Origin of the sequence: Vibrio sp. AH4 (assembly GCF_030710545.1) — a bacterium.
Classification (GTDB): Bacteria; Pseudomonadota; Gammaproteobacteria; order Enterobacterales; family Vibrionaceae; genus Vibrio; species Vibrio metoecus.
In genome coordinates, this window is record NZ_JALAIV010000001.1 from 495,791 (window position 1) to 520,563 (window position 24,773).

A 24,773-nucleotide genomic window follows, 5' to 3' on the forward strand; every position below is an offset into this window, starting at 1 on the left:
CCAGCTCATGCTGGCTTAATGGATCCCACCAACACGATTAAATCGTACGCCGGTTGGAACCCAACTTGGAAGTACGCTGTCTTCAGCGCGTTCAAACTCGAAACTGATCCAAATAGCCACGGCTTTTCCGACCAGATTCTGCTCTGGCACAAAGCCCCAGAAACGGCTGTCAGCACTGTTGTCACGGTTATCGCCCATCACAAAATAGTGCCCTTGTGGTACAACCCACTCATTCACGCCACTGCGTGGACGATAGTCTGCTACGTTATCAATGCGCAGTGGATTGATCAGAATATTGTGCTCAACTTTCCCTAACTGTTCGTCTAATTGGATCAGCGGAATATTGTTTTGGTAAAACGCACTTTCTTGCACATTCGATAGCTTAACGGTTTGACACTCGTTCTCACCTTGGTGCTGAATGCACAACTCTTTACCTGCGCTGTAACGTACCGTATCACCCGGCATGCCCACCACGCGTTTGATGTAGTCGATATTCGGATTCATTGGGTATTTGAACACCACGATATCGCCGCGCTCAGGTTTACCCGTTTCTACCAGTTGAGTGCGCCATACCGGATCTTTCAAACCGTAAGCGTATTTTTCAACCAGAATAAAATCACCCACCAGCAGTGTTGGCATCATGGAGCCAGAAGGGATCTGGAATGGTTCATAGATAAATGAACGCAAAACCAGAACAAAGGCAATCACAGGGAAAATAGAGACACTGTTCTCAACCCACCAAGGCTGAGCCACCGCTTTATTCACCGCCGACTCTGGCAGATCCGGAGTTTGCGCCTGTAACTGAGCCTGTTTCTGCTGGCGTTTTTTCGCCCACACCAGCTTTTCCAGTGTCCAGACGATACCGGTGACCAAAGTTACAATCACCAAAATCAGTGAAAATGTGTTCGCCATTGACTTCCCTTATCTAAAAAATACGAAAGTGAAAGAGCCGAAACCCTTTCACTCATGTGTTAAACCAATAAGATTGAAGTCGCCAAAGAAATTAGTCTTTGCCGACATGCAGAATCGCAAGGAACGCTTCTTGTGGCAGCTCAACGTTACCGATCTGCTTCATACGTTTCTTACCTTCTTTCTGCTTCTTCAACAGTTTCTTCTTACGACTCACGTCACCACCGTAACATTTCGCCAGTACGTTTTTACGTAACTGTTTCACGGTTGAACGCGCGATGATGTGGTTACCAATCGCCGCTTGAATCGCGATATCGAACATTTGGCGAGGAATGAACTCTTTCATCTTCTCTACCAATTGACGACCACGAGTTTGTGACAGATCACGGTGAGTGATGATCGCAAGCGCATCCACTTTGTCACCGTTGAGCAGTACATCCACACGTACCATGTACGACATTTCAAAACGCTGGAAACCGTAATCCAATGACGCATAGCCACGTGACGTCGATTTCAGACGGTCAAAGAAATCGAGAACTACTTCAGCCATTGGAATGTCGTAAGTCAGTGCGACTTGGTTACCGTGGTAAACCATATCCACCTGAGTACCGCGTTTTTCGATACACAGAGTAATCACGTTACCCAGATAATCCGAAGGAACCAAAATGTTACAACGCGCGATTGGCTCGCGGATCTCTTCAATATCGTTGATCGCAGGCAGTTTGGCTGGGCTATCAACGTAGACGATCTCTTTGTTGGTCTTCAGCACTTCATACACTACGGTCGGCGCTGTAGTGATGAGGTCGAGATCGTATTCGCGCTCTAAACGCTCTTGGATGATCTCCATGTGCAGCATACCCAAGAAGCCACAACGGAAACCAAAGCCAAGTGCCGCTGACGTTTCTGGTTCATAGAACAGCGACGCGTCATTGAGGCTGAGTTTACCCAGCGCATCACGGAAGTTGTCATAGTCATCAGAAGAAACCGGGAACAAGCCCGCATACACCTGAGGTTTTACCTTTTTAAAGCCCGGTAGTGCTTTGTCACAACCATTTTTCGCCAAGGTTAGAGTATCACCCACCGGTGCACCCATGATGTCTTTGATACCACACACTACCCAGCCAACTTCGCCAGTATCCAGTGAATCAGTATCCACTTGTTTTGGTGTGAAAATACCTAAACGATCCACACCCCAAGTTTGGCCGGTGCTCATCACTTTGATCTTGTCGTTTTTCTTCAGGCTACCGTTTTTGATACGAACCAGAGAAACCACGCCTAAGTAGTTATCAAACCATGAGTCGATGATCAGCGCTTGCAGCGGTGCGTCAGGATCGCCTTGTGGCGCAGGGATCGCAGAGACGATCTTTTCTAAAACGTCATCGACACCCACACCGGTTTTGGCTGAACAACGCACAGCATCAATCGCATCGATACCGACGATATCTTCAATTTCTTCCGCGACACGCTCAGGCTCTGCTGCAGGTAGGTCAATCTTGTTCAGAATGGGGACTACTTCCAGATCCATTTCGATCGCGGTATAGCAGTTTGCTAGGGTTTGCGCTTCTACGCCTTGACCTGCATCCACCACCAACAGTGCGCCTTCACACGCCGCCAATGAACGTGATACTTCGTACGCGAAGTCAACGTGTCCTGGGGTATCGATGAAGTTCAGTTGATAGGTCTCGCCATCTTTTGCTTTATAGTCGAGAGTCACACTCTGCGCTTTAATGGTGATGCCACGCTCACGTTCCAGATCCATAGAATCAAGAACTTGCTCGGCCATTTCACGATCGCTCAAGCCGCCACAGACTTGGATTAAACGGTCAGATAGAGTCGATTTACCATGGTCAATGTGGGCGATAATCGAAAAGTTACGAATGTGCTTCATAGGTTTGGGATGACTAAACTCTTAAATAATAAGGACATAGAAAAGCCGCGTTGGCGGCTATTCATTCAAGTTGGGCGATTCTACCCAATTTCGTTGGGGTTCGCATCATAATTTAGGCAACCGGTATACCCAGTTTTCGTAACAAAACCACTTGTTGTTCTGAGCGCAGTTCGAGCACTTTCGCGTAACGTTTGGCGACCCACACACCTAATCCAATGAAGAGCAGTGAAGTAAAGATCACGATTCCCTCCCCCAGATCCAACATAGGAGCTAGCCATTGAGTACCAAGCCAAGCGCCCAGCATCATGAAAAACAGCGGTAATAAGTAGACCAACGCAGCCGACTGCAACAGGCTCTTCTCTGGCAAACCAATTTCAACCACTTCTCCAGCTTGTAAAGCCTGTGTGGTTTGCAAACGCCAGAAAAGCGTTTTATTGCCCAGCGCTTTGGAAACCACGCCAGTGCCACAACTTTGTGAGGATTGGCAATGACTACAACTGGTTTGCTGCTCGCAACTCAGTGTGACTTGAAATCCTTGTTGAGCGGGTACCACTTTGGTTACCGTGGCTAATGCAGTCATCATTGCGCTTTCACGCCTCCCACGCCAAACATGACGGATTGAGCAATACGCTGCGCAGTAGAAGGAGGAATATCACCAACGACGGAGATTTCATTCTCGCCTTTGACTAAGCTGTGCAAAGTGCGGCGACCTTGTCGAACCAATTGTCCCTTCAATGAGTAGTTATCACTGGCGGAGACGTATACCGAGAAGTTAAAGAGTCCGTCGGAATACATTTGGCTTTCGACTAAACGATCGGTCATCGCCATTCGATAGCGGTTCAGTTCCATCGCTTTAAACCCTTCAGGCACCCAGCTGACTTGCCAAAATGTCTCTTGTACGCTGCCTTTAGGCAGTTTAAGCACTTCCGGCAGTTGAACCTTGTTCAGCCCAGCCATCAATTCAGCCAAACGCTCACTAACAGAGAAGGAGATGGTGCGATACTGCTCCAGCACCTCACCATCGCGATCGAGTAAATCGGCACGCAATGGTAAGCGGCTCTTTTCATCTACCCACAGAACATAGGAATAACGTAAGCCATCTTTCGGTACAATACGCAATACCTGACATGCAGTGCCGGCTTCACGTGCTCGCCCTACTTTGACAAAGTCATAGTACTGGCTCAACTCGGTCACATCGCTATTGATCATCGGAATGGTTGGCGCCACCATGCTCCCTGACTCAATAGTAAACGGCTCGACGCCAGGTTCGATGTAACTGACCTCATCACCACGACGGATCACTTCACGCACAGGGCCGCTCAAATAGACTAAATGCGCCAGTTGCTGCTCTTCTTGCCGTGCATGGCGATAGAGCAAAGGTTCAATACTGTTTTTCTTAACTAAGATGTACGAAAGTTCGTAGTTGAGATGTTGGCTGGCTTCGTTCATCTGAGACAACAACGCCTCTGCAGACTCTTCCTCTGCAAAGGCGAACGTTGAATTCACACAGAACAGTGTCAGCGCACTGATCAAAAATTTATTCATTCCACAACCGATTCAACTGGATGTTGGTGAGAGAGATCCTCACTATTTAAGCGTAATTGCAGTTCGTAGTCCTGCAGCAAGGCGTTTACGCGACGACGTTGTTCTTGCATGGTGCTGTCTGATGAATGCTTTTCAACCGAATCACGAGTCAAGCTCACGGGTTCAGCGCTTCCCGCCAGCGGGATCGTTTGTAACACTGGTAAATCATTTTCAGCAGAGCTTTGAGCGCCATATTGTTGCACACCAAAGATGACCGCGAGAGAGACACAAGCCGCAATCCCTACCTGACCAAACTGAGTCAACCATGTAGGCAATTGACGCTTCGCCTGTTGCGGTTTCGGCTGAGCCTCCAACCTTGCTTGCTGCAGGTCGATCACTTTTTGTGAATGGGTCAGCGGATTATGCGCGGGTTCATTTTCTAACGCCAAGGCCACACTTTCAGCAATATTCCATTCTTTTTGCATCGGAATGTCACCACGGAGCACATCACCAATCAGATGATAATTTTTCCATGTTTCACGAGCATCTTGATCCTGAGTCAACCCTAAAATCAACTCATTGTCGATCGTTTCGCCATCCATGAGTGCTGAAAGTTTTTCTTTGTCAGCCATTCTATTCACCATTGTCATTACGGAATTTGCGTTAAAGCAGAGGTTTAATTCTCTTCTCTACCGCCTCACGAGCGCGGAAAATTCGGGAACGCACTGTACCGACAGGGCAATCCATCACTTCCGCAATTTCCTCGTAACTCAAGCCATCAAGCTCGCGCAACGTCATTGCCGTTCTTAAATCATCAGGTAACGCATCAAGCGCATCGAACACCGCCTGCTTCAACTCTTTGGACAACGTAATGTTCTCCGGGTTCGATAATTCTTTTAATGCATCACCACCTTCATAAAATTCAGCTTCTTCAGCATCAACATCGCTTGCGGGTGGGCGTCGGCTTTGCGCAACAATGTGATTTTTCGCGGTATTGACAGCAATACGGTACAACCAAGTGTAAAACGCACTCTCACCACGAAAGGTTGGAATGGCTCGATACGCCTTAATAAACGCTTCCTGCGCTACATCAGCCACATCGCCGGAATTGCTCACATACCGGGAAATAAGGTTGCACACTTTATTTTGATATCTCAAAACCAAAAGGTTAAATGCTTGCTTATCCCCATTCTGAACTCGCTCAATCAATACTTGATCGGTCAGTTGCTCGTTCATTCGAGCGGTCACTCCTATTGTTATTTCCCCTACCTTCTCAGATATGGGTACTCATTATGCGAATTGTAATATTGACACCACTACTAGCATGAGCACCTTTAGAGACTCGGCATCTTCGAGAAAGTTCATTATTTGGTGAAATATTTTACTCAAAACCTTACCAATGCAGCATTTCACCCTTTGTTTCTAGCTTATATGATGCATTTACCATTCACCACTCCACGCCCATTCTTTATATAAGGGTGAAAATGGCAGATAAATAGGGCGTGATAGCCAAGATGACAATAAGATTTACAAACTATTGCATTTAGCGCGATGATAATAGCAGGACTAACACCGTATCAACGATCCGATTTTACCGTTAATTTCTTGCCACTTGATTGTGGAGAGAGACATATTCGCTAAACGGAAGGGGTGTTTATTGCTCAAACTCAGTTCAGCCGTTGTCTGTGTTTGAGCAATTTAAAGAAATGTCGAGTTAGATTACTCGCTACTGTTTGGGAATTGGCAATTTTATGAACGCAGACCGAGAGCATCAATGTGATGTATTAGTCATAGGAAGTGGCGCAGCAGGCTTATCGCTTGCTTTACAGGTCGCTCAATACGGAAAAGTGATTGTATTAAGCAAAGGGCCGCGCAGTGAAGGCGCAACCTTTTATGCTCAAGGCGGCATTGCCGCCGTGTTTGATGAGTCAGACAGCATTGAATCACACGTACAAGATACGTTAATTGCTGGCGCAGGGATTTGTGATGAGCAAACCGTGCGCTTTATTGCCGAGCATGCCAAAGAGTGCGTGCAATGGCTGATTGATGGTGGCGTGCCATTCGATAAAGAAGATGACAGTGATACAGAACATCCACGCTACCATTTGACTCGCGAAGGCGGTCACAGCCATCGCCGTATTTTGCACGCAGCCGATGCAACTGGCATGGCAATGCAAACTTCATTGCAAGATAACGCCCATAACCATCCCAACATTACGGTACTGGAACGGCACAACGCACTCGATTTGATCACTGAAGATAAGATTGGGGGCGATGTAAACAAAGTTGTTGGGGCTTATGTGTGGAACCGCAATGCGGAGCACGTAGAAACCATCCGCGCTAAATTTGTGGTACTGGCTACCGGTGGTGCGTCTAAGGTATATCAATACACCTCCAACCCCGATGTGTCCTCAGGCGATGGCATTGCCATGGCATGGCGCGCGGGTTGTCGGGTCGCCAACTTAGAATTCAATCAATTCCACCCAACTTGCTTATATCATCCCGAAGCACGTAACTTCCTGCTCACCGAAGCGCTGCGTGGTGAAGGCGCCTATTTACGCCGTCCGGATGGTAGCCGTTTTATGCCGGACTTCGATGAGCGAGCTGAACTTGCCCCGCGAGATATCGTGGCGCGCGCCATCGACTTTGAAATGAAGCGCTTAGGGGCAGACTGCATGTATCTCGACATCAGTCATAAACCTGCGGATTTTATCGAGAAACACTTCCCAACCATTTATTCACGCTTGATGGATTTGGGAATCAATATGACCAAGGAGCCTATCCCTATCGTTCCAGCCGCGCACTACACTTGTGGTGGTGTGATGGTCAACCCACAAGGGCAAACCGATATCAAGCAGTTGTATGCGATTGGTGAAGTCAGTTATACCGGCTTGCACGGTGCGAATCGTATGGCCTCCAACTCTCTGCTTGAGTGTGTGGTTTACGCGTGGTCTGCATCGCAAGACATCATTGCTCAGTTGCCTAATGCATACATGCCACAGTCACTCCCCGCTTGGGATGAAAGCCAAGTGACCTGTTCCGATGAAGAAGTGGTACTGCAGCATAACTGGCACGAACTGCGCCTCTTTATGTGGGATTACATGGGGATTGTTCGTACCAATAAACGTTTAGAGCGTGCGATGCGCCGAATTCAGCTGCTGCAACAAGAAACCCATGAGTATTACAGCAACTTCCGAGTCTCCAATAACCTGCTTGAGATGCGAAACTTACTGCAAGTCGCAGAGTTAATGGTTCGCTGCGCAATGCAGCGTAAAGAGAGCCGCGGATTACACTACACGCTAGACTACCCAGATCAGCTCGCAGACAGCGGCCCGACGATTCTCGTGCCAGAAAAATAACGCTCGCGATCATCGCGAGAAAGCACAATCAAGAGATCGGCACATTATCACGGGAGCTATTCAGCTCCCGTTTTAATCTCACCAATAGCTGTCGATAAGTCGCATCATCACAGCTATCACGCCAGATAAACCAACGCTGACGCGGCCCTTGTAAGGTGATAAACAGCGGTGCATACAAGGTTTGAATGGTATGGAATGTGAAATGCTGCCCATTGTGCTCCAACGAACCGCAAAACGTGAGTTCAACATCCCCCGTAAGGCTGCTTGGCATCCATTGTCTAAGATGATGACCACGCCAGATCCAAGCACTAAAAAAGGGGACTAATACGAGAGGAATAGAAGAAACGAATAACGCCCAGAGCATCAACATTAGAATTAAGCATGCGATGAACTGAGCGTAATAAGAAGACGTTAAAATCAGCTTAACGGACTTTGCTGAGGTTATGAGCGACAATCTTATCCACCATCGCAGCTAGGCCTAAATTCTCACAGCGACCATGTCCCATAATCCAAGAAAAAAGGTCTGGGTCGTCGCTTTCCAGTAGCGCCACAAAGTCGTTTTGTTCAGATTCAGTCAGAGAATCAAAACACTCTTCGAAAAATGGCATGATGACCACATCAAGCTCCAACATACCACGACGGCATGCCCATTTGATTCGCGCTTTTTGTTCAGCGGTGTACATCAGTATTCCTCACCTTATGGTTTTTATTTGCACCGGAGTGTAACAAGGGCTTTCGCGGACAACTAGTAACTCAGTCACAGTCCCTGTTCAAGCTGACAAAAAAGTTGATCCAGATTAACATAGCGGGACTTTTTTCCTCACTGGTGAACAACATGGACTGGCAAAATCGCTTTTCAGTACACAACCTCTCATCTCACGATTCTCTCCCCGAATTGATGCTCTCGCATCTGACTGAATGGGGAGCCATCACTATGGTCGGTGCAGATAAAAAAGCTTATTTGCAAGGCCAGGTCACCTGTAACGTGGTTTCTTTGCAAGAACAACAAGTGATCTTTGGTGCTCATTGTGATGCTAAAGGCAAAGTATGGTCTGTATTTCGTTTATTCCATCATCACGATGGTTACGCGATGTTCCAACCTCGCTCTGCGATTGAGGCTGAGCTACGCGAACTCAAGAAATACGCCATTTTTTCCAAAGTCACGATTGCCGAGAGCTGCGATATCGCATTCGGTGTGATGGGTAGCCAAGCCAACGCTTGGATTGATAGCTTGACAGAGCAAACTGGTGATGTACGTCGTATCGAAGGTGGAACCGCCGTACGCATTAGTGAATTGCGTTGGTTGCTACTGGTGGATGCACAGCGAGCAGAGCAATACGTGAATGCGTGGCAAGGTCTGTGTGTTGAACAAGCCCTGTGGACATGCATGGATATTGAAGAAGCCGTACCTGTGGTCACGCAAAACGCTCAGAATGAACACATTCCACAAGCGCTCAACGTACAAGCAGTAAATGGCATCAGCTTTACCAAAGGCTGTTACACAGGACAAGAAACCGTCGCGCGAGCCAAGTATCGCGGGATCAATAAGCGAGCCATGTACATCGTTAAAGGCAACCTGACTAAAGCGCTTAGCCATGACGCCCCGGTGACCCTCGAACGTGCAGTTGGTGAAAACTGGCGTAATGCAGGAACCTTACTCACCCATTACAGCTTCACAGACTCAATGGCTATCGGTCTCATTGTACTACCTAACGATCTGGAGCAAGAGGTTGAGCTGCGCTTAGCCGATCAACCCGACACGCGCTGGCATATTCAAGCACTGCCTTACTCTCTCAACGACGAATAAATAACCCCATCACAAGCTTGAGCGGTATATTCGTGCCACTCAAGCTTGTGATGAAGCGTTTCTTATCGCATCCTGCATGTAACGCCCAACCAAAGTTACATATCCACGCGAGCCTCTTCAAACAAACCAATACTTATCAATGAATTTAAAGTCATAACAAAAACATAAATAGTCAAAACAATCATAATCCTCTACGCTATGTAAAGTTGATGGGACATCGAGTAACCAAGTTCGCTCTTTTTTCATCAACTCAAAAGTGAATCAACTAAGCATTCAAGTTATCCACTTTTTGTGTAATGCATCTGTGACTATTTGCCCGCCTAATTGCGGGCATTTTTTTACATTTATTTTACAATCAACTTGCCTAATCGGAATTTTTACCACTATTCTTTAAAGTGTCACAAGAGGGTGGCTTAATATTCGCGTTCACAGGGAACCCGTTTTTAGAGGCCAGAAGAATTTGTAAGTTTGGTCACATGATTCTGGATATTTCACTGCAGATTTGTTTGCTTCTGCACAGATATTCCAAATAATCCGTTAGCACTGCGTTTTTCACCAAACCTATCACACTATTTTTATTCAGGTTTTTTTATACTTAGCAGTGCTAGAACAACGCAAGGATCGAAGTATGAGACTGTTTAAGCGCTATACCCCAGGTATGATAGCTAAACACGTGAGTCGGCTGTTTAAAGGTAGAATTTATATCTTTGGTGTCGGTAAATTCGAGTTTGATAACGGCAAGTTAAAGCTGCCGGAAAAAGCCGAACAACGTCACTATCAGACCGTTAAAGAGGTCAATCAAGAGATCATGAAACTGCGTTGCGCTTATGCATAAACAAGCAAACACTCAATAGCATACGATTCAATGTAAAGATTCAATGTAAAAAGGGTTGGCAATGCCAACCCTTTTTATTTGATCAACTTTTTATTTAATCAATAAGCACGCTCTAACCAAACTTGCTTCGCCAGTTCAGGCAAATCGCCCTTCAAACCCAAAGCACGCTTCATGATTTCATCTTTTGCTCCCGGCAACTGACCGACTAGACGCATACCGATCCCACGGATCAGCTTTTTGGCGGGATTATCGCCCTCAAACAGATCGCGGAAACCTTGCATCGCAGCAATCATTTTTGCCGCTTCCGCCTTACGCCAGCGCTCGTAATGACGCAAATTACGCTCATCACCAATATCACGATTTTGTTCCCACAAGCTCAGCAGCTCTTGAGCCAAGCAAGCAGCATCCAGCAAGCCTAAGTTTACGCCTTGCCCCGCCAAAGGATGTATGGTGTGCGCGGCATCCCCCACCAAAGCAACCCGAGGGGCGACAAAATCACGGGCATAGCGCATCTTCAGTGGAAAAGCTTGTCGCTCACCAACCACTTCACAGCGGCCTAATCGTGCATCGAATTCTGCGGTCAGCGCTTTGTTAAACTGCGCATCATTCATATTGAGCAAAGCCTCAGCGCGTGAAGGCTCCGTTGACCACACAATCGAGCTCATTTTCGGCTCTGACATAGGCAGAAAAGCCAAAGGACCTTGCGCCGTAAAGACTTGCCGCGCGACTTTGTTGTGTACTTCACTGGTACGTACGTTAGCCACCAACGCACTGTGTCCATAATCCCAATGCGTTAAAGGAATATCCATTTGACGACGTAGCCAAGAATTCGCCCCATCAGCCCCAACAACGAGCTTCGCACTTAAGGCTTGGCCATTACTCAGTGTTAGCCACGCTTCGCTCTCACCAATCGCAATGCTTTGGCAGGTCGCTGGCACATGTAAGGTAACATTAGCTTGCTGCTGTACTTGTTCTAACAGCGCCAACTGAATCACTCGATTCTCAACAATATGACCAAGATTCGGTTGAGTCATCTCATTGGCTTTAAATTCAATGCGCGCAAAGCTGTCTTGCTCCCACACCTCCATTGCTGTGTAAGGCGCAGCACGGCGCGCTTCAATATCCGCCCACGCATTCAGGTTACGCAGCACAATTTCACTTGAGCGACTCAAGGCAGAAACGCGTACATCCGGCAGTGGGTTTAAAGAGTCTTCCGGAAAATGGTTTTCGACCACGGCAATACGCAGATCACTCTCTTTCAGAGCGGCCGCTAGCGCAAGGCCAACCATGCCGCCACCGATAATCACAACATCAACACTTTGCATCATTTTCTTACCTATTAGCGGTTAACTATGCCGAGAGTGCGGCGCAATAACGGGGTTTTCAAGACAGGCAGATTATCCATCGCCATCAGACCAAGGTTACGACCGATCCGCATCGGTAACCAGTCGTTGGAAAAGGTGTGTACTAAGCCAGTCGTCAGCGTGATAGTCGCGGTGCGATCGGCTTGCCGACGCTGATAAAAACGCTGCAGCAAAGCATAATCACCCGCATCATCACTTTGGGTTATTTCTTCGGCCAGCGTGGCGACATCGCGGATACCTAAGTTAAACCCTTGCCCTGCAATAGGGTGTAAGGTTTGCGCAGCGTTACCCACCATAGCAAATCGATGAGAGATGGTTTGTTCTCGATAACGTAGAATCAGCGGATAAACACTTCTCTCCCCTGCATGCGTAAGCTCTCCGAGTCGCCACCCAAAGGCTTGTTGTAAACCTTGCAAGAATTCAGCGTCACTACAATGCTGCCAATGCGCCACTTGTTCTGGCGGCAAACACCACACCAAAGACAGGCGATCTTGACTCATAGGCAGCAAAGCCACAGGGCCATGTGGCGTAAAACGCTCGAAAGCTCGTCCTGCATGAGGTTGCGAGCTAATGATATTGGTGATCAGCGCAACTTGCTCAAAATCGTGTTCCTGCATCGTCAAACCAAGCGCTTGGCAACAGGTGGACATTGCACCATCCGCCGCAACCAACAACTTGCCTTGTAAGACTTCACCACTATCAAGTTGTACTGTAACCAACTCTTGTTCACGAGTAATGTTCACGACTCGACTCGGCACAAATTGTTGAATGGAAGAACATTGATCCATACGCTCAGCGTAAACTCGCCCCACATCAGCAAGCTCAACCACATACCCCAATGCTTCCACTCCAAGTGACTTACGACGAATCTCCGTCATCCCTGCATGGGACTGATCCGACACATGAATGTGCTCAATCGGAGTCGCAAAAGGACGCAAACTCGTCCAGAGTTGCAAATCTTGCAGGATCTGCACTGTGCCATAGGACAGAGCAATACTGCGTGCATCAAATCCGGGGTGCGCAGAATGATCGGTGGCAAACGCCTCAATAACCGCTACTTTAAGTTTGCCTTGGCTCAGTTGATGTAAAGCCAAAGCTAAAGTCGCGCCCGCCATCGCTCCACCCGCAATGATCACATCAAAATGGTTCGACTTACTCAAAGTAGGCTGCTTGCTTTCCGTCATTGCGCTTCCTTATTAATGCACTGTTGGCTTGTTATCTTGTTCTGGTTTTACGCCAAATTCAGCATGCAAAATAAACACGCAGGCTTTCATATGCTCAATCACTTGTTCAAGAAGCTCTGCTTGCTCTGTCAAATCATCCTCTTCATCAATGCCCAATTTCGACATTTCTTCAAGGTCTTCTAGCGCTTCTTTGGCTTCTGCTGAGGCATGTTTAAGATTGGCACCGATCAAGCCTAATCCAGAGATAAAATGGTTAATCCATTCAGCAACGGCATCCGCTAATTCAAACAACGCTTCTTCGCCTTCTCCTTCTGGCAGTAGCAAAGAAAGCTCAAGATCGGTATCCACCAACTCAGCATTCATCGCGAGCAGAATGTGCTCGGCACTGGCTAGTACCCCAATTGGCCAGCCCATGCCGTCATTGGTGTAATCAAAGATCAACGCTTGCCAGCTTTTATCGTTGAGGCTCAAACCGCCAGACAACATCCCCGCCAGTAGCCCTTGTAGCTCAGCAGGATTGATACCGAGAGAAGCGGTACGCAGCTCGTTTGCCAAAGCTGGGTAAGCAGGAAGTGTGTTTTTGCTCATATTGGATTCACTAACCGAGAAATTTAGTTCAATCCTACCACTTCATCGCCAGAGCGAAAACGCTCGCTTGCAGTTGGTGCTTAGCTTTTGCACAAATTGTCCAAATCCTGAGTTTTCAAACGCCCAATTACGGGGTTGCGACGGGAAAGGCTTGAATCTTGTTTTAGCTTTACCTATAGTTCCACCTCGATGGTCACCTGAGCTGATTCATCTTTTAGTTACGCCAAAAGAGTTCATTTATCATGAGTAATCAAGCGGTTGACATTGAAATTTTGGGCAAGGTGACCCGGGTAAACTGCCCTGCGGGTCAAGAGGCGTCGTTGCTTCAAGCCGCGCAAGATCTCGACAATCGTTTGAAAGAAATGGCTGAGCGGACTAAAGTCACCAATGAGGTGAAGTTATTGACGATTGCCGCACTGAATATTTGCTACGAGTTACAAACTAAGCAGCAAGAAAATGCAGGTACTCAGTCACAGCTCAGTGAGCGCATGGAACAGCTCACCTCTTCATTAGAAGTCGCATTGAAAAATGTGAAACCAGCAAAGCAATAAGCAAAGAATTGATTTACCCTGGGGTGTTCGTCAGCGGATTTATGTCCCTGAGCCGATAAGCAACATAACAGGGTTGGTATTGGGTAGCTATTGAGCAGGCTCGGCTTGTACCGAGAAGCCTACGGTTACCATTACTGATCCGCCTTGAACCTAATGGTTCAAGGGCTACGATCCTCAACGGCACCCCGGGGTTCCCTTTATGACTGATTCTCGCACACTCCTCCGCCAGAAAATTCGTCAACGTAGGCAAGCGCTCTCTCCTGCAGAGCAGCAAACCGCCAGCCAGCAACTTATTCAAACCTTTTCAACGCAACCAGAGATTGCCTCAGCACAGCGGATTGCCCTGTATCTTGCCAATGATGGTGAGCTAAATACCCAACCACTGATCGAATGGCTTTGGCAGCAAGGTAAACAAGTGTATCTCCCCGTTTTACACCCTTTCGCAAAGGGTCACCTGCTGTTTCTGCAGTACCACGCACAAACCCCGATGACCAAAAACCGTTATGGGATTGATGAGCCGAAACTCGATCAGCGCTTGATCTGCCCAGTTCGGGAACTCGATATTATCGGTACCCCACTGGTGGCTTTTGATGGTTCAGGACAGCGTTTGGGGATGGGTGGCGGTTACTACGATCGCACCTTAGCGCCATGGTTTCAAACCCAGCAAGGCCCGCTCCCAATTGGATTAGCACACGACTGCCAATATGTGGAGGCCCTCCCTACAGAACATTGGGATATTCCACTGCGTAAAATCGTGACACCGAGCAAACTTTGGCAGTGGTAAGCTCACTCTCCGCCGTTTTAGTCGCATGCGAATGATTACTTCTGCTTTCGATTTGGGGTTATAATCGCGCCGCGCAACATACCCTCAAGTCGATATTCAGGAGATAGGCATGACTCAAGATGAAATGAAAAAAGCCGCCGGTTGGGCTGCTCTAAAATACGTAGAAAAAGGCAGCATTGTCGGTGTCGGTACTGGTTCAACCGTGAATCACTTCATCGATGCTTTAGGCACTATCAAAGAAGAAATCAAAGGCGCAGTATCTAGCTCTATCGCTTCTACCGAGAAACTCGAAGCTCTCGGCATCCGCGTTTATGACTGCAATGAGGTTGCTGCACTCGATATTTATGTTGATGGTGCGGATGAAATCAACCCAGAACGTGACATGATCAAAGGTGGCGGCGCCGCGCTGACGCGTGAGAAAATCGTAGCTGCGATTGCCAAAAAATTCGTATGCATCGTTGATGGTACCAAAGCGGTTGATGTTCTAGGTAACTTCCCACTGCCTGTTGAAGTCATCCCAATGGCGCGTTCTTACGTGGCACGTGAACTGGTGAAACTAGGTGGCGATCCTGTGTATCGTGAAGGCGTCATCACCGATAACGGCAACGTGATCCTCGATGTACATAATATGAAGATCACCCATCCGAAAGATCTGGAAACTAAGATCAACGGCATCGCGGGCGTTGTGACGGTAGGCTTATTTGCCCACCGCGGCGCGGATGTCGTGATCACAGGTACACCACAAGGTGCAAAAATCGAAGAGTAATATCGGCGATTTCACACATATTCCGTTATTTGATTACAAACGGCACCCATGGGTGCCGTTTTTATCCTTTTCTCTCAGAAAAATATGCCTTATTCCGTAATTTTCTTACCCAAAGCAAAAAAAGTTTGTTAATTTAGTGAACAGAAGGCGCACAAGGAAAACGTTTGCTTTTCTAAATTACGACTTAAATTCGATCAATTTCGAACAACAGCGCCTGTTAGCCCACCTTTCCATAGTTTTAAGGACGATAAAATGGCCAAAGTTTCACTGGAAAAAGACAGAATTAAGATCCTCCTTCTTGAAGGACTTCATCCCTCTTCGGTAGAAGTTCTGCAAGCAGCCGGTTACAGCAACATTGAATACCATAAAGGCTCGCTTGAAGAAGCTGAGTTGATCGAAGCCATCAAAGATGTGCATTTTGTCGGCATCCGCTCGCGCAGTAACCTGACCGAGAAAGTGATTAATGCGGCGGAAAAACTGGTGGCCATTGGCTGTTTCTGTATTGGTACCAACCAAGTCGACCTTAATGCAGCAGCAAAACGCGGTATTCCAGTGTTTAACGCGCCATTCTCCAATACTCGTAGCGTGGCGGAACTGGTGTTAGGCGAAATTCTACTGTTACTGCGTGGTATTCCAGAAAAGAACGCTCTTGCCCACCGTGGAATATGGAAGAAAAGTGCCGACAACTCTTATGAAGCACGCGGCAAGCGTTTAGGCATCATTGGTTACGGCCATATCGGTACTCAATTGGGGATCATTGCTGAAAACTTGGGGATGCACGTTTATTTCTATGACATTGAGAGCAAGCTCTCTCTCGGCAACGCCACTCAAGTGCATACGCTAAGCGACCTACTCAACAAATGTGATGTAATTTCGCTGCATGTCCCAGAAACCTCAGGTACCAAAAACATGATGGGCGCAGAAGAGTTTGCACGTATGAAGCCCGGCTCTATCTTCATCAACGCAGCACGCGGCACTGTGGTGGATATCCCAGCCCTGTGTAGTGCACTTGAGTCTGGCCATATTGCAGGCGCGGCGATTGACGTATTCCCAGAAGAACCGGCATCCAACAAAGAGCCGTTTGAATCTCCGCTGATGAAGTTCGATAACGTAATTTTGACTCCACACGTGGGTGGTTCAACTCAAGAAGCACAAGAAAACATCGGTATCGAAGTCGCTGGCAAACTAGCTAAATACTCAGACAATGGCTCAACGCTCTCTAGCGTTAACTTCCCAGATGTATCGCTACCAGAGCATCGCAACTGCTCTCGTCTGCTGCACATTCACGCCAACCGTCCGGGCATTTTGACTCAAATTAACACCATCTTCGCAGAAGAAGGCATCAACATCGCTGCTCAATACCTGCAAACGACCGCAGAAATTGGCTATGTGGTCATCGATGTCGAAACCGCTCGCTCTGAAGAGGCGTTAACTAAGCTCAAAGCGATCGATGGCACCATCCGCGCGCGTATTCTGCACTAATTGATGGGTGGGCGACATCGCTCACCTATCCAGAATCCTGAACACAAAAAACCAGCCTTTCAGCTGGTTTTTTATTTGCTTGTTATTGTGTTGGTAACGACTACGCTCTGAGGGCTCGCTCGCCACGCGCGATACCAACCACACCACTGCGTGCCACTTCAATCACTTCGGTAACTTCAGCAATCGCTTCAATAAAGGCATCCAGTTTTTCGCTCGTTCCCGCTAACTGAACGGTATATTGCGCTGCGGTTACATCCACAATCTGTCCACGGAAAATATCCGCTGTACGTTTCACTTCCGCACGAGCAAAGCCAGAGGCTTTCACTTTAACCAGCATTAGCTCACGTTCGATGTGCTCACACTCCGTCACTTCCTGTACTTTCAGTACATCGATCAATTTATGCAGTTGTTTCTGGATTTGCTCCAACTGCATTTCGTCGGTTTTGGTGGTGATGTTGAGTCGCGAGAGCGTTTCATCATCCGTCGGCGACACATTGAGCGTTTCAATGTTGTAGCCGCGCTGTGAAAAGAGCCCGACAACACGAGACAGTGCACCCGGTTGGTTTTCCAATAGCAGTGAAATAATGTGTCTCATCTTAGGTTCTCTCCGTTTTACTCAACCACATTTTGTCCATCCCTTCGCCTTTGATCTGCATTGGGTACACGTGCTCAGTTTCATCCACATTAATGTCGACAAACACCAGACGATCTTTCAGTGCTAAGGCTTTTTCCAGCCCCGCTTCCAGTTCATCTGGGCGAGAAATGCGAATCCCCACATGACCATAAGCTTCCGCGATCGCCGCAAAATCAGGCACGGAACTCATGTATGAGTTAGAGTGACGCCCTTGATAAATAATGTCCTGCCACTGTTTTACCATTCCAAGGAAACGGTTATTCAGGTTGATAATTTTTACCGGAATATCGTATTGCAGGGCGGTCGATAGCTCTTGGATATTCATTTGAATACTGCCATCCCCCGTCACCACCAATACCTCTTCCTCTGGCATAGCGAATTTCACCCCCATCCCCGCAGGCAAACCAAAGCCCATCGTCCCTAAGCCGCCAGAGTTGATCCATTGACGTGGTTGAGAGAAGGGATAGTAAAGTGCCGCGAACATTTGGTGTTGGCCTACATCGGAAGCCAAAATCGCTTTACCTTCTGTGATTTTGTAAAGAGCCTCAATCACTTGCTGCGGCTTGATGCGCTCAGCAGACTTATCATAAGCCAAGCATTGGCGATCACGCCACACTTGGATCTCATTCCACCAACTATCTAGTGCTGCCGCATCATTGCGCTCTGCACTCTCTTCCAGAAGCTTGAGCATGCCATCCAACACTTGGTCAGCGGACCCGACAATCGGTAGGTCGACTTTCACGTTTTTCGATATCGATGAAGGATCGATATCAATGTGCATGATTTTCGCATTCGGGCAGTATTTCTCTAAGTTATTGGTCGTGCGGTCATCAAAACGCACCCCAACACCAAAAATCAGATCGGCATTGTGCATCGCCATATTGGCTTCATACACACCATGCATACCCAGCATACCTAGCGCGTTTTTATGTGTACCGGGAAATACACCCAGCCCCATCAAAGTGCTCACCACAGGCAGATTCAGTGCTTCGGCTAACTGGCGTACCTGTTGATGTGCATTCGAAATCACCGCGCCACCACCAATGTAGATTACAGGTTTTTTCGCTTCCAATAATGCGCGCAACCCTTTTTTGATCTGACCTTTATGGCCAGCCGTGGTTGGGTTGTAAGAGCGCATTTTAATGGTTTCGGGATACTCATAAGGCAGCTTATTGAGAGGGTTCATCACATCTTTTGGCACATCAATGACCACGGGGCCCGGACGGCCTGTTGAGGCAATGTAAAATGCTTTTTTGATGGTTTCAGGAATGTCTTCCGCTCTTTTCACCAAGAAACTGTGTTTAACGATGGGGCGTGACACACCAACAATATCGCACTCTTGGAACGCATCGTTACCAATCAGATTGGTCGCAACGTTACCCGAGATAACAATCATCGGGATCGAATCCATATACGCGGTTGCTATCCCCGTGACCGTATTGGTGGCACCTGGGCCTGAACACACTAACACTACGCCCGGTTTTCCGGTTGCGCGCGCATAGCCATCGGCCATATGCGTTGCGGCTTGTTCGTGACGAACGAGGACGTGTTTAATTTGATCGGTTTTTTCGTGAAGGGCATCATAGATGTCGAGTACTGAACCACCGGGATAACCAAAGATTTGCTCAACACCTTCATTAATCAGAGATTGGACGATCATCTCTGCGCCAGATAGCATTTCCATCTTGTCTCCTTTTACCAACATACCTAATGCCCGGTCGGCAAAAGGGTTGGTTTTACATAGTTTAGGGCTTATTTGTAGCCTAATTCGAAAACGCTCCGCTTTCGGCTATGTCCTGCGCCTGTCATAACAGCCGCGAGGTTACGCAACAAATGTAACGCTTTCTTAGCAACTGGTCTAACCCCAATTTGCACACTTTTACAGCAGAATCGAAAATAAGACGGTGATTAAGCATTCCATTTCGCTCTGCCATCAGGTTTCAGGTTGAACAACCATTGAGCTATTTAAAAAAAGTAGATTATTTTGTCATCTAGAGGCATAGCTGTGCATCATAGCTTCAACTCTTCCGCCCTAACCCATTCAGGCCAGCTTAAAGATAAAAAAACACCTCTGAGCTGATTAGGCTTAGAGGTGTTCAACAGAATCAAGCTAACAATTTGATGATGTTATTTCTTCGGAGAATCTTGGTACATTTCTTCAATTTCATCCTGATAACGGTCGTTAATCACTTTGCGACGCAGTTTTTGCGTCGGAGTCAGCTCTCCGCTATCCATCGAAAATGCCTTAGGTAATAGTTTGAACTTCTTCACCTGCTCAAATTTTGCCAGTTCTTTTTGCAGCTCGTTAACTCGTTTTTCAAACATTTCGAGCACTTGACTGTGTTTGATAAGCTCTAAACGATCGTGATACTTGATGTTCAACTCTTTGGCATACTCTTCCAACGAATCAAAACAAGGCACAATCAAAGCCGAGACAAACTTGCGAGTATCGGCAATCACCGCGATCTGCTCAATGAAATGATCTTTGCCGATCGCGCCTTCTATTACTTGTGGCGCAATGTATTTGCCACCTGAGGTTTTCATCAGCTCTTTGATACGATCGGTAATAAACAGGTTGCCATTTTCATCAATATGACCTGCATCACCCGTTTTCAAAAAACCGTTTTCATCAAAACTTTCCGCGGTTTCTTTCTCTAACTTATAGTAGCCGCGCATCACCATTGGACCACGCACTAAAATTTCGTTGTTCTCGCCGATTTTCACTTGCGCTCCCGGCATCGAAAGACCAATCGAATCAGGGTTAAAACAGTGATCATCCCAACACGAAACGGTGGCTGTCGTTTCGGTCATACCATAACCGAGCTTAACGTTAATTCCGATCGCATGGAAAAAACGACCTATCGTTTCATCCAGCTTGGCGCCGCCACAAGGCATAAAGTTGATCCGCCCACCGAGCAGCGCGCGCAATTTACTCAGTACGAGTTTGTCAGCTAACTGATGGCTTTGTTTGAGTAACCACGAAGGTTGACGCTGCTGCTGACGGCACACCGCCATTTTTGCGCCCATATTCACCGCCCAAGTAAATAATACTTTGCGAATCAGTGGTGCTTTAGCCACTTTTTCATGGATCGCCGAGAAGATTTTTTCGTAGAAACGAGGCACGGCACACATCACGGTCGGGCGAACTTCACCTAGCGCATCGCGTACATGAGAGACATCATGCAGGTAACAATTGGTTGCCCCTTTGTACAACACATAGGCCGTCCAAGCTCGCTCAAAGACATGTGACAGTGGTAAGAAGCAAAGTGAGACATCTTCTTCAGTGAGATTGAGACGCTGATCATGCCCCTCTAACTGTGCACCAATATTACGATAATCCAGCATTACGCCTTTCGGCGTTCCGGTGGTTCCTGAGGTATAAATCAGTGTGAAAAGATCGTCAAAATCAGCTTGCTCAATCAGTTCCAAAAGCGGCGCGCGATCTTGTGTTTGATGCGACGTGACAAAATCATCCCAATGCATCGCACAGTCAGCTTGCTTAAGCTCGATGTTCGGATTCATCGCTACAATCAAACGTAGCTCTGGACATTGTTCAAACTGGCTCAAGGCGGCATCAAATTGAGGCTGATCCCCCACAAAAACCACTTTAGCATCGGCATTTTGCAAAATGTAAGCGGCTTGTTCAGGTGTGTTGGTAGGATAAATGGGAACCGTCACAGCACGGATCTGTAACGTGGCGAAATCTGCTACAGTCCAGCGCGGCATGTTATTAGCGAAAATCGCGATTTTATCTTGTACGCCAATACCTTGAGCGAGCAATGCCATCGAAAGTGCATCAATTTGGCTACCGAATTGCTGCCAGCTGATTGCATGCCATGCACCATTCTCTTTATGCTTCAGCGCCGCTCGATCACCACCTTGGGCAATGCGCTGACGGATCCGTTTAACGATGTGAAAATCTAAGTTCGTCATATCTCTTACCTATAGCTTACACATGTAAGCCTTTTTTCAGCGCACAAGTGTACATTTCAAAGCCCAAAACACAACTGACTAACGTCAAAGTTATCGATTAAAACTCATTCTGTAACAAAAAAGCCTTGAGCAGCGTTTACTACTCAAGGCTTAGTAACTCGGTTTACTGAGAAGTTAGCGGTTTGCGACCACTTCTCCACAAATCACCATCAGTTGATCACGCAGCCAAATATGGCCTTTGTCTTTCTCACTCGACTCATGCCAGCTCAGATAACCCGAGATTTTTGCATCAGTAAATGGGAAATCAAGGATCTGTAACTCATCACGATTCGCGGCATTTTCTGCCATCCAACGTGGTGCGATAGTGACCAATTCTGATTGGCCAACAACATACAGCACGTTGCTCAAGCTAGTACCTTCGTAGTAAGACTGACAATCAAATTCACGGTATGCCAATTCAGAGAAGCTGCGCTGGCCGTGTACTTTCGAAAGTTTAGCGTGTTTTTCTGCAGTCAGTTGCTCAGCGGTGATGTTGCTTTGAATGCGTGGGTGTAATTTTGATGCAACTACCACCAACTCATCTTGGAAAATTTCAGTGCTTGAGAAGCCCTGATCATCAAAACGAGCATAGTCGATAACAAAATCAATTTCTTGATAACGCATACGTTCCGCAATTTGACGATCAAACTCTGCATCCAAATGCAGTTGTACGCTTGGAGCTAACTCATCAATCGATGCCATGATTTGAGGTGCAAAACGCAGATCGCAAGGGCTGCAAATCGCCAGTTTAAACAAACGAGTTGAGGTTTCTGGGGTAAACACTGAGCTCGGAAGTTCATTGCGGATCAATTGCAGAGCCTGACGGATCGGACCAAACAATTGGCGAGCACGCTGAGTAGGCTGAATACCGCGACCTTGGCGCATAAACAACTCATCATTAAACATCACTTTTAAACGCGCCACGGCATTACTTACCGCAGGCTGTGACATACCTAAATTATGCGCAGCACGTGTGATGTTTTGCTCTTGCATCACGGCGTCAAAAACGGTTAACAGGTTGAGGTCTACGCCTCGAAGGGTGCTTTCCATGCGGTAACTCGCAATGGCACTCATTGCGTCTTTTTTATCTAACATTTGCATGCCTCACAGTGTTATCACCAACGATAGATATGCATAATTCGCAGGTGAATAGATAAGCGCTGTTTTTAATATTTACCGCCCAGATACTTGGTGGATGGCTATTAATATCGACTAATCATTTGAGGCTATGCAATAGCATTGACAAAAAGTCAGTTAATTTTAGTCATTGCATCAAAAAAACCTTATTAATCAATACGATTAATTTTTATAAAAATCTATAAAAATGCACTTTTAATGGATTTTTATTAATTATTAATCTGAACAATAGGTTCTCTCTTTATCACACACTAATATTCACGTTAAAAATGATTTAACGGAGAATTCATTGAGCTCGTCATTTCATTGCTTAATATTGTGTAACTCGGTAAATCCACTTTTTGCCAAAGTTGACGACAGAGATCTTCACTATCCTCCCATTGACCATTCAATATCCACTCAACTAAAGAATTGGCCACATCAGGATACACCACTCGTTCTGCCTGCTTTTCGTCCAACCATTTGCGCAAACTAGCCGGATCCAGAAATTCCATAACACTCGCCAGACCAAGCGTTTCAAGGGTTGCCGCATTACTCACTTGCTCAAATTGACCATGTAACGGCTTGATAAGTAGCTTTTTCCCCAACGCTAATGCTTCTGATGGCAGTTCAAAGCCACCGCTGGTGATCACTCCATGACATTGATGTAAGTGATGTTGGAAGTCACCGTGATGTAATCGACGCAACTCGACATTTTCCACGAACTCATTATCTGGCACATCAGGGTGATAACAGATGAAATGGACACTCATGAATCCATGCAGTAACTCACAGATTTCATTCACATTTTCAAAAGGGAGGTACACTAAAACAAAATTTTGGTCATCAATGGTCTGCTCTGGCGTATAGACAATTGGCGGTAAGATAGGCTGTTCAAAATGATACCAATGTAAACCTAACTGATGTCGTGCTGGAGCAAAATAGCGCAGGATCGCCTTATCTAGCCAAGAAGCTCCTTTTAACGGCACCGGATAAAGGAAGGCATTTTGATGGCTGATGCTCAAACAAGGCACATTTTGTTGCTTTGCAGCCCAAGCGGTTATTGGTTCAAAATCATTCAAAATCAAGTCATAAGCGCTTAGATCCAGAGCTTGTACATCTTGCCAAAATTCCCACAAACTATTCTTACACAAAGTTTTGACGTAATTAACGTGACCATTTTCGGTCACAAACGATAAACCCCGTCGAGTAGCAAAATCGCCAAAACACTCCATCGAAAAGTAGTTTGCAGCAGGCCGTCCAGAAAACAAATAATCTACTTCAACTTGGTGCTGTTTCAATGCCGCGCACATCGCTCTAGAACGAGCAATATGCCCATTGCCCGTGCCTTGTATTCCATAAAGAATTTTCAAATGGTCTTCCCCACCACGCTGATCGCATAAGTTGCACTACTGATACCAAGTAAAGCTCCAGCCAATACATCACTCAGAAAATGTACTCCGAGCAATACTCGCGCAAAACCAATCAAACTCGCCCAACTGACGGCTAGGGGATACCAATGTGGGTAGATGTAGCCAATCACTGTCGCCATCACAAAAGCGGCTGCGGTATGACCGGAAGGTAAACTGTAGCGATCACTGGGGGTGATGTAAGCGGTCACTAACGCGGAGAGTTCTTGGGGGCGGCGACGTTGAAAACCATTTTTCAGCACCCAATAGATTGGGAGCTCGATTGCAAATGCTAACAATCCGATGGTCAGGAAAAGCAAACCATGGCTACTATCCAACAGCCAAGCCAAGCCGCCCATAACCGCATAAAGATGACCGTCTCCGGTATGTGAAATCGACTTACTCAGCCTTGCAGCAGGTAAATTATATCGGTGCTGCAAACAGAGTAGTGAAAAAGCCAAATCCAATTTAGCAATAGGTTCAATCACTCGCATCACGCATCCTTTTTCATAAGGTGATGCTTTGAGCTTATCGAGAGCGCATGACAGTCAGGTGAAAATTGTTTGTCGAAATGGTGACACATCAGTGGCAAACCTTCGCC

General features: G+C 46.9%; 24 protein-coding genes and 1 other RNA gene. 8 read left to right on the forward strand and 17 right to left on the reverse strand.

Features of this window, described 5'->3' with window-relative positions:
* Window positions 1–15: 15 nt before the first annotated feature.
* From lepB to rpoE, 6 genes are all read right to left on the reverse strand, one after another.
* Window positions 16–912: a signal peptidase I gene (lepB, locus tag MKA69_RS02335; protein ID WP_055029052.1), complete on the reverse strand. Its 897-nt coding sequence runs from the start codon at window positions 910–912 to the stop codon at window positions 16–18.
* A 91-nt stretch (window positions 913–1,003) separates the two neighbouring features.
* Complete coding sequence (gene lepA, locus MKA69_RS02340; protein ID WP_000680628.1) at window positions 1,004–2,797, reverse strand: translation elongation factor 4; 1,794 nt, start codon at window positions 2,795–2,797, stop codon at window positions 1,004–1,006.
* Window positions 2,798–2,909: 112 nt separating this feature from the next.
* Window positions 2,910–3,380, reverse strand: coding sequence for a SoxR reducing system RseC family protein (locus tag MKA69_RS02345; protein WP_055028199.1), 471 nt, complete (start codon window positions 3,378–3,380; stop codon window positions 2,910–2,912).
* The gene (rseB, locus tag MKA69_RS02350) at window positions 3,377–4,342 is read right to left on the reverse strand and encodes a sigma-E factor regulatory protein RseB (RefSeq protein WP_055028200.1); all 966 of its coding nucleotides are present in this window, start codon (window positions 4,340–4,342) and stop codon (window positions 3,377–3,379) included. The genes MKA69_RS02345 and rseB overlap by 4 nt, the downstream gene beginning before the upstream one ends.
* On the reverse strand, window positions 4,339–4,953 hold the full coding sequence (locus tag MKA69_RS02355; RefSeq protein WP_000763850.1) for a sigma-E factor negative regulatory protein: 615 nt from the start codon (window positions 4,951–4,953) through the stop codon (window positions 4,339–4,341). The genes rseB and MKA69_RS02355 overlap by 4 nt, the downstream gene beginning before the upstream one ends.
* A gap of 31 nt (window positions 4,954–4,984) precedes the next feature.
* Window positions 4,985–5,557: an RNA polymerase sigma factor RpoE gene (gene rpoE / locus MKA69_RS02360; protein ID WP_001005347.1), complete on the reverse strand. Its 573-nt coding sequence runs from the start codon at window positions 5,555–5,557 to the stop codon at window positions 4,985–4,987.
* A gap of 515 nt (window positions 5,558–6,072) precedes the next feature.
* Between rpoE and nadB the strand changes: the two genes are divergently transcribed.
* Window positions 6,073–7,680, forward strand: coding sequence for an L-aspartate oxidase (nadB, locus tag MKA69_RS02365; RefSeq protein WP_305847445.1), 1,608 nt, complete (start codon window positions 6,073–6,075; stop codon window positions 7,678–7,680).
* A 28-nt stretch (window positions 7,681–7,708) separates the two neighbouring features.
* Here the strand turns inward: nadB and MKA69_RS02370 are convergent, their stop codons facing one another.
* Window positions 7,709–8,098, reverse strand: a complete 390-nt coding sequence (locus MKA69_RS02370; RefSeq protein WP_371131851.1) for a protein YgfX — start codon at window positions 8,096–8,098, stop codon at window positions 7,709–7,711.
* Between the two features lie 4 nt (window positions 8,099–8,102).
* Window positions 8,103–8,363, reverse strand: coding sequence for a succinate dehydrogenase assembly factor 2 (locus MKA69_RS02375; RefSeq protein WP_000287744.1), 261 nt, complete (start codon window positions 8,361–8,363; stop codon window positions 8,103–8,105).
* Window positions 8,364–8,515: 152 nt separating this feature from the next.
* Between MKA69_RS02375 and ygfZ the strand changes: the two genes are divergently transcribed.
* Both ygfZ and MKA69_RS02385 read left to right on the forward strand, forming a co-directional pair.
* Complete coding sequence (gene ygfZ, locus MKA69_RS02380; protein WP_305847446.1) at window positions 8,516–9,487, forward strand: tRNA-modifying protein YgfZ; 972 nt, start codon at window positions 8,516–8,518, stop codon at window positions 9,485–9,487.
* Between the two features lie 628 nt (window positions 9,488–10,115).
* Entirely contained in the window at window positions 10,116–10,322 is a 207-nt protein-coding gene (locus tag MKA69_RS02385; protein ID WP_001235991.1) for a DUF1107 domain-containing protein, read from the forward strand.
* Window positions 10,323–10,420: 98 nt separating this feature from the next.
* Here the strand turns inward: MKA69_RS02385 and MKA69_RS02390 are convergent, their stop codons facing one another.
* Genes MKA69_RS02390 through MKA69_RS02400 form a run of 3 tightly spaced genes read right to left on the reverse strand, consistent with a single transcriptional unit; the run spans window position 10,421 to window position 13,458 of the window.
* Window positions 10,421–11,650 carry an FAD-dependent 2-octaprenylphenol hydroxylase gene (locus MKA69_RS02390; protein ID WP_305847447.1) on the reverse strand — a complete coding sequence of 410 codons (1,230 nt, stop codon included), beginning with the start codon at window positions 11,648–11,650 and terminating at the stop codon, window positions 10,421–10,423.
* Window positions 11,651–11,661: 11 nt separating this feature from the next.
* Window positions 11,662–12,870 carry a 2-octaprenyl-6-methoxyphenyl hydroxylase gene (gene ubiH, locus MKA69_RS02395; protein ID WP_305847448.1) on the reverse strand — a complete coding sequence of 403 codons (1,209 nt, stop codon included), beginning with the start codon at window positions 12,868–12,870 and terminating at the stop codon, window positions 11,662–11,664.
* 12 nt (window positions 12,871–12,882) lie between these two features.
* Window positions 12,883–13,458, reverse strand: a complete 576-nt coding sequence (locus tag MKA69_RS02400; RefSeq protein ID WP_305847449.1) for a YecA family protein — start codon at window positions 13,456–13,458, stop codon at window positions 12,883–12,885.
* 242 nt (window positions 13,459–13,700) lie between these two features.
* Here MKA69_RS02400 and MKA69_RS02405 point away from each other — a divergent pair, with 242 nt between their 5' ends.
* From MKA69_RS02405 to serA, 5 genes are all read left to right on the forward strand, one after another.
* Complete coding sequence (locus MKA69_RS02405) at window positions 13,701–14,009, forward strand: cell division protein ZapA (RefSeq protein WP_305847450.1); 309 nt, start codon at window positions 13,701–13,703, stop codon at window positions 14,007–14,009.
* A 12-nt stretch (window positions 14,010–14,021) separates the two neighbouring features.
* A non-coding RNA gene (gene ssrS, locus MKA69_RS02410) (6S RNA) lies at window positions 14,022–14,205 on the forward strand.
* Window positions 14,206–14,208: 3 nt separating this feature from the next.
* Entirely contained in the window at window positions 14,209–14,793 is a 585-nt protein-coding gene (locus tag MKA69_RS02415; RefSeq protein WP_305847451.1) for a 5-formyltetrahydrofolate cyclo-ligase, read from the forward strand.
* Between the two features lie 109 nt (window positions 14,794–14,902).
* A complete protein-coding gene (gene rpiA, locus MKA69_RS02420) occupies window positions 14,903–15,559 on the forward strand; it encodes a ribose-5-phosphate isomerase RpiA (protein ID WP_000189751.1) in 657 nt (218 codons plus the stop codon).
* A 252-nt stretch (window positions 15,560–15,811) separates the two neighbouring features.
* The gene (gene serA / locus MKA69_RS02425) at window positions 15,812–17,041 is read left to right on the forward strand and encodes a phosphoglycerate dehydrogenase (RefSeq protein ID WP_001151635.1); all 1,230 of its coding nucleotides are present in this window, start codon (window positions 15,812–15,814) and stop codon (window positions 17,039–17,041) included.
* 100 nt (window positions 17,042–17,141) lie between these two features.
* On the opposite strand, the gene ilvN is transcribed toward serA, so the two are convergent.
* From ilvN to MKA69_RS02455, 6 genes are all read right to left on the reverse strand, one after another.
* Complete coding sequence (gene ilvN, locus MKA69_RS02430) at window positions 17,142–17,636, reverse strand: acetolactate synthase small subunit (protein ID WP_001215916.1); 495 nt, start codon at window positions 17,634–17,636, stop codon at window positions 17,142–17,144.
* 1 nt (window position 17,637) lies between these two features.
* Window positions 17,638–19,359, reverse strand: coding sequence for an acetolactate synthase 3 large subunit (locus MKA69_RS02435; RefSeq protein ID WP_305847452.1), 1,722 nt, complete (start codon window positions 19,357–19,359; stop codon window positions 17,638–17,640).
* Between the two features lie 443 nt (window positions 19,360–19,802).
* Window positions 19,803–21,608 (reverse strand): long-chain fatty acid--CoA ligase, encoded by a 1,806-nt coding sequence (locus tag MKA69_RS02440; protein ID WP_055031077.1) that lies wholly within the window; start codon window positions 21,606–21,608, stop codon window positions 19,803–19,805.
* 174 nt (window positions 21,609–21,782) lie between these two features.
* Window positions 21,783–22,742, reverse strand: a complete 960-nt coding sequence (gene leuO / locus MKA69_RS02445) for a transcriptional regulator LeuO (protein WP_305847453.1) — start codon at window positions 22,740–22,742, stop codon at window positions 21,783–21,785.
* 305 nt (window positions 22,743–23,047) lie between these two features.
* Complete coding sequence (locus MKA69_RS02450) at window positions 23,048–24,136, reverse strand: MJ1255/VC2487 family glycosyltransferase (protein ID WP_055029046.1); 1,089 nt, start codon at window positions 24,134–24,136, stop codon at window positions 23,048–23,050.
* Window positions 24,133–24,666 carry a phosphatase PAP2 family protein gene (locus tag MKA69_RS02455; RefSeq protein ID WP_001263816.1) on the reverse strand — a complete coding sequence of 178 codons (534 nt, stop codon included), beginning with the start codon at window positions 24,664–24,666 and terminating at the stop codon, window positions 24,133–24,135. The genes MKA69_RS02450 and MKA69_RS02455 overlap by 4 nt, the downstream gene beginning before the upstream one ends.
* Window positions 24,667–24,773: the final 107 nt, after the last annotated feature.

Coding starts and splice junctions, on each gene's coding strand:
- lepB (WP_055029052.1), bottom strand. CDS start 912: ATGGCGAACACATTTTCACTGATTTTGGTGATTGTAACTTTGGTCACC.
- lepA (WP_000680628.1), bottom strand. CDS start 2,797: ATGAAGCACATTCGTAACTTTTCGATTATCGCCCACATTGACCATGGT.
- MKA69_RS02345 (WP_055028199.1), bottom strand. CDS start 3,380: ATGATGACTGCATTAGCCACGGTAACCAAAGTGGTACCCGCTCAACAA.
- rseB (WP_055028200.1), bottom strand. CDS start 4,342: ATGAATAAATTTTTGATCAGTGCGCTGACACTGTTCTGTGTGAATTCA.
- MKA69_RS02355 (WP_000763850.1), bottom strand. CDS start 4,953: ATGGCTGACAAAGAAAAACTTTCAGCACTCATGGATGGCGAAACGATC.
- rpoE (WP_001005347.1), bottom strand. CDS start 5,557: ATGAACGAGCAACTGACCGATCAAGTATTGATTGAGCGAGTTCAGAAT.
- nadB (WP_305847445.1), top strand. CDS start 6,073: ATGAACGCAGACCGAGAGCATCAATGTGATGTATTAGTCATAGGAAGT.
- MKA69_RS02375 (WP_000287744.1), bottom strand. CDS start 8,363: ATGTACACCGCTGAACAAAAAGCGCGAATCAAATGGGCATGCCGTCGT.
- ygfZ (WP_305847446.1), top strand. CDS start 8,516: ATGGACTGGCAAAATCGCTTTTCAGTACACAACCTCTCATCTCACGAT.
- MKA69_RS02385 (WP_001235991.1), top strand. CDS start 10,116: ATGAGACTGTTTAAGCGCTATACCCCAGGTATGATAGCTAAACACGTG.
- MKA69_RS02390 (WP_305847447.1), bottom strand. CDS start 11,650: ATGATGCAAAGTGTTGATGTTGTGATTATCGGTGGCGGCATGGTTGGC.
- ubiH (WP_305847448.1), bottom strand. CDS start 12,870: ATGACGGAAAGCAAGCAGCCTACTTTGAGTAAGTCGAACCATTTTGAT.
- MKA69_RS02400 (WP_305847449.1), bottom strand. CDS start 13,458: ATGAGCAAAAACACACTTCCTGCTTACCCAGCTTTGGCAAACGAGCTG.
- MKA69_RS02405 (WP_305847450.1), top strand. CDS start 13,701: ATGAGTAATCAAGCGGTTGACATTGAAATTTTGGGCAAGGTGACCCGG.
- MKA69_RS02415 (WP_305847451.1), top strand. CDS start 14,209: ATGACTGATTCTCGCACACTCCTCCGCCAGAAAATTCGTCAACGTAGG.
- rpiA (WP_000189751.1), top strand. CDS start 14,903: ATGACTCAAGATGAAATGAAAAAAGCCGCCGGTTGGGCTGCTCTAAAA.
- serA (WP_001151635.1), top strand. CDS start 15,812: ATGGCCAAAGTTTCACTGGAAAAAGACAGAATTAAGATCCTCCTTCTT.
- ilvN (WP_001215916.1), bottom strand. CDS start 17,636: ATGAGACACATTATTTCACTGCTATTGGAAAACCAACCGGGTGCACTG.
- MKA69_RS02435 (WP_305847452.1), bottom strand. CDS start 19,359: ATGGAAATGCTATCTGGCGCAGAGATGATCGTCCAATCTCTGATTAAT.
- MKA69_RS02440 (WP_055031077.1), bottom strand. CDS start 21,608: ATGACGAACTTAGATTTTCACATCGTTAAACGGATCCGTCAGCGCATT.
- leuO (WP_305847453.1), bottom strand. CDS start 22,742: ATGTTAGATAAAAAAGACGCAATGAGTGCCATTGCGAGTTACCGCATG.
- MKA69_RS02455 (WP_001263816.1), bottom strand. CDS start 24,666: ATGCGAGTGATTGAACCTATTGCTAAATTGGATTTGGCTTTTTCACTA.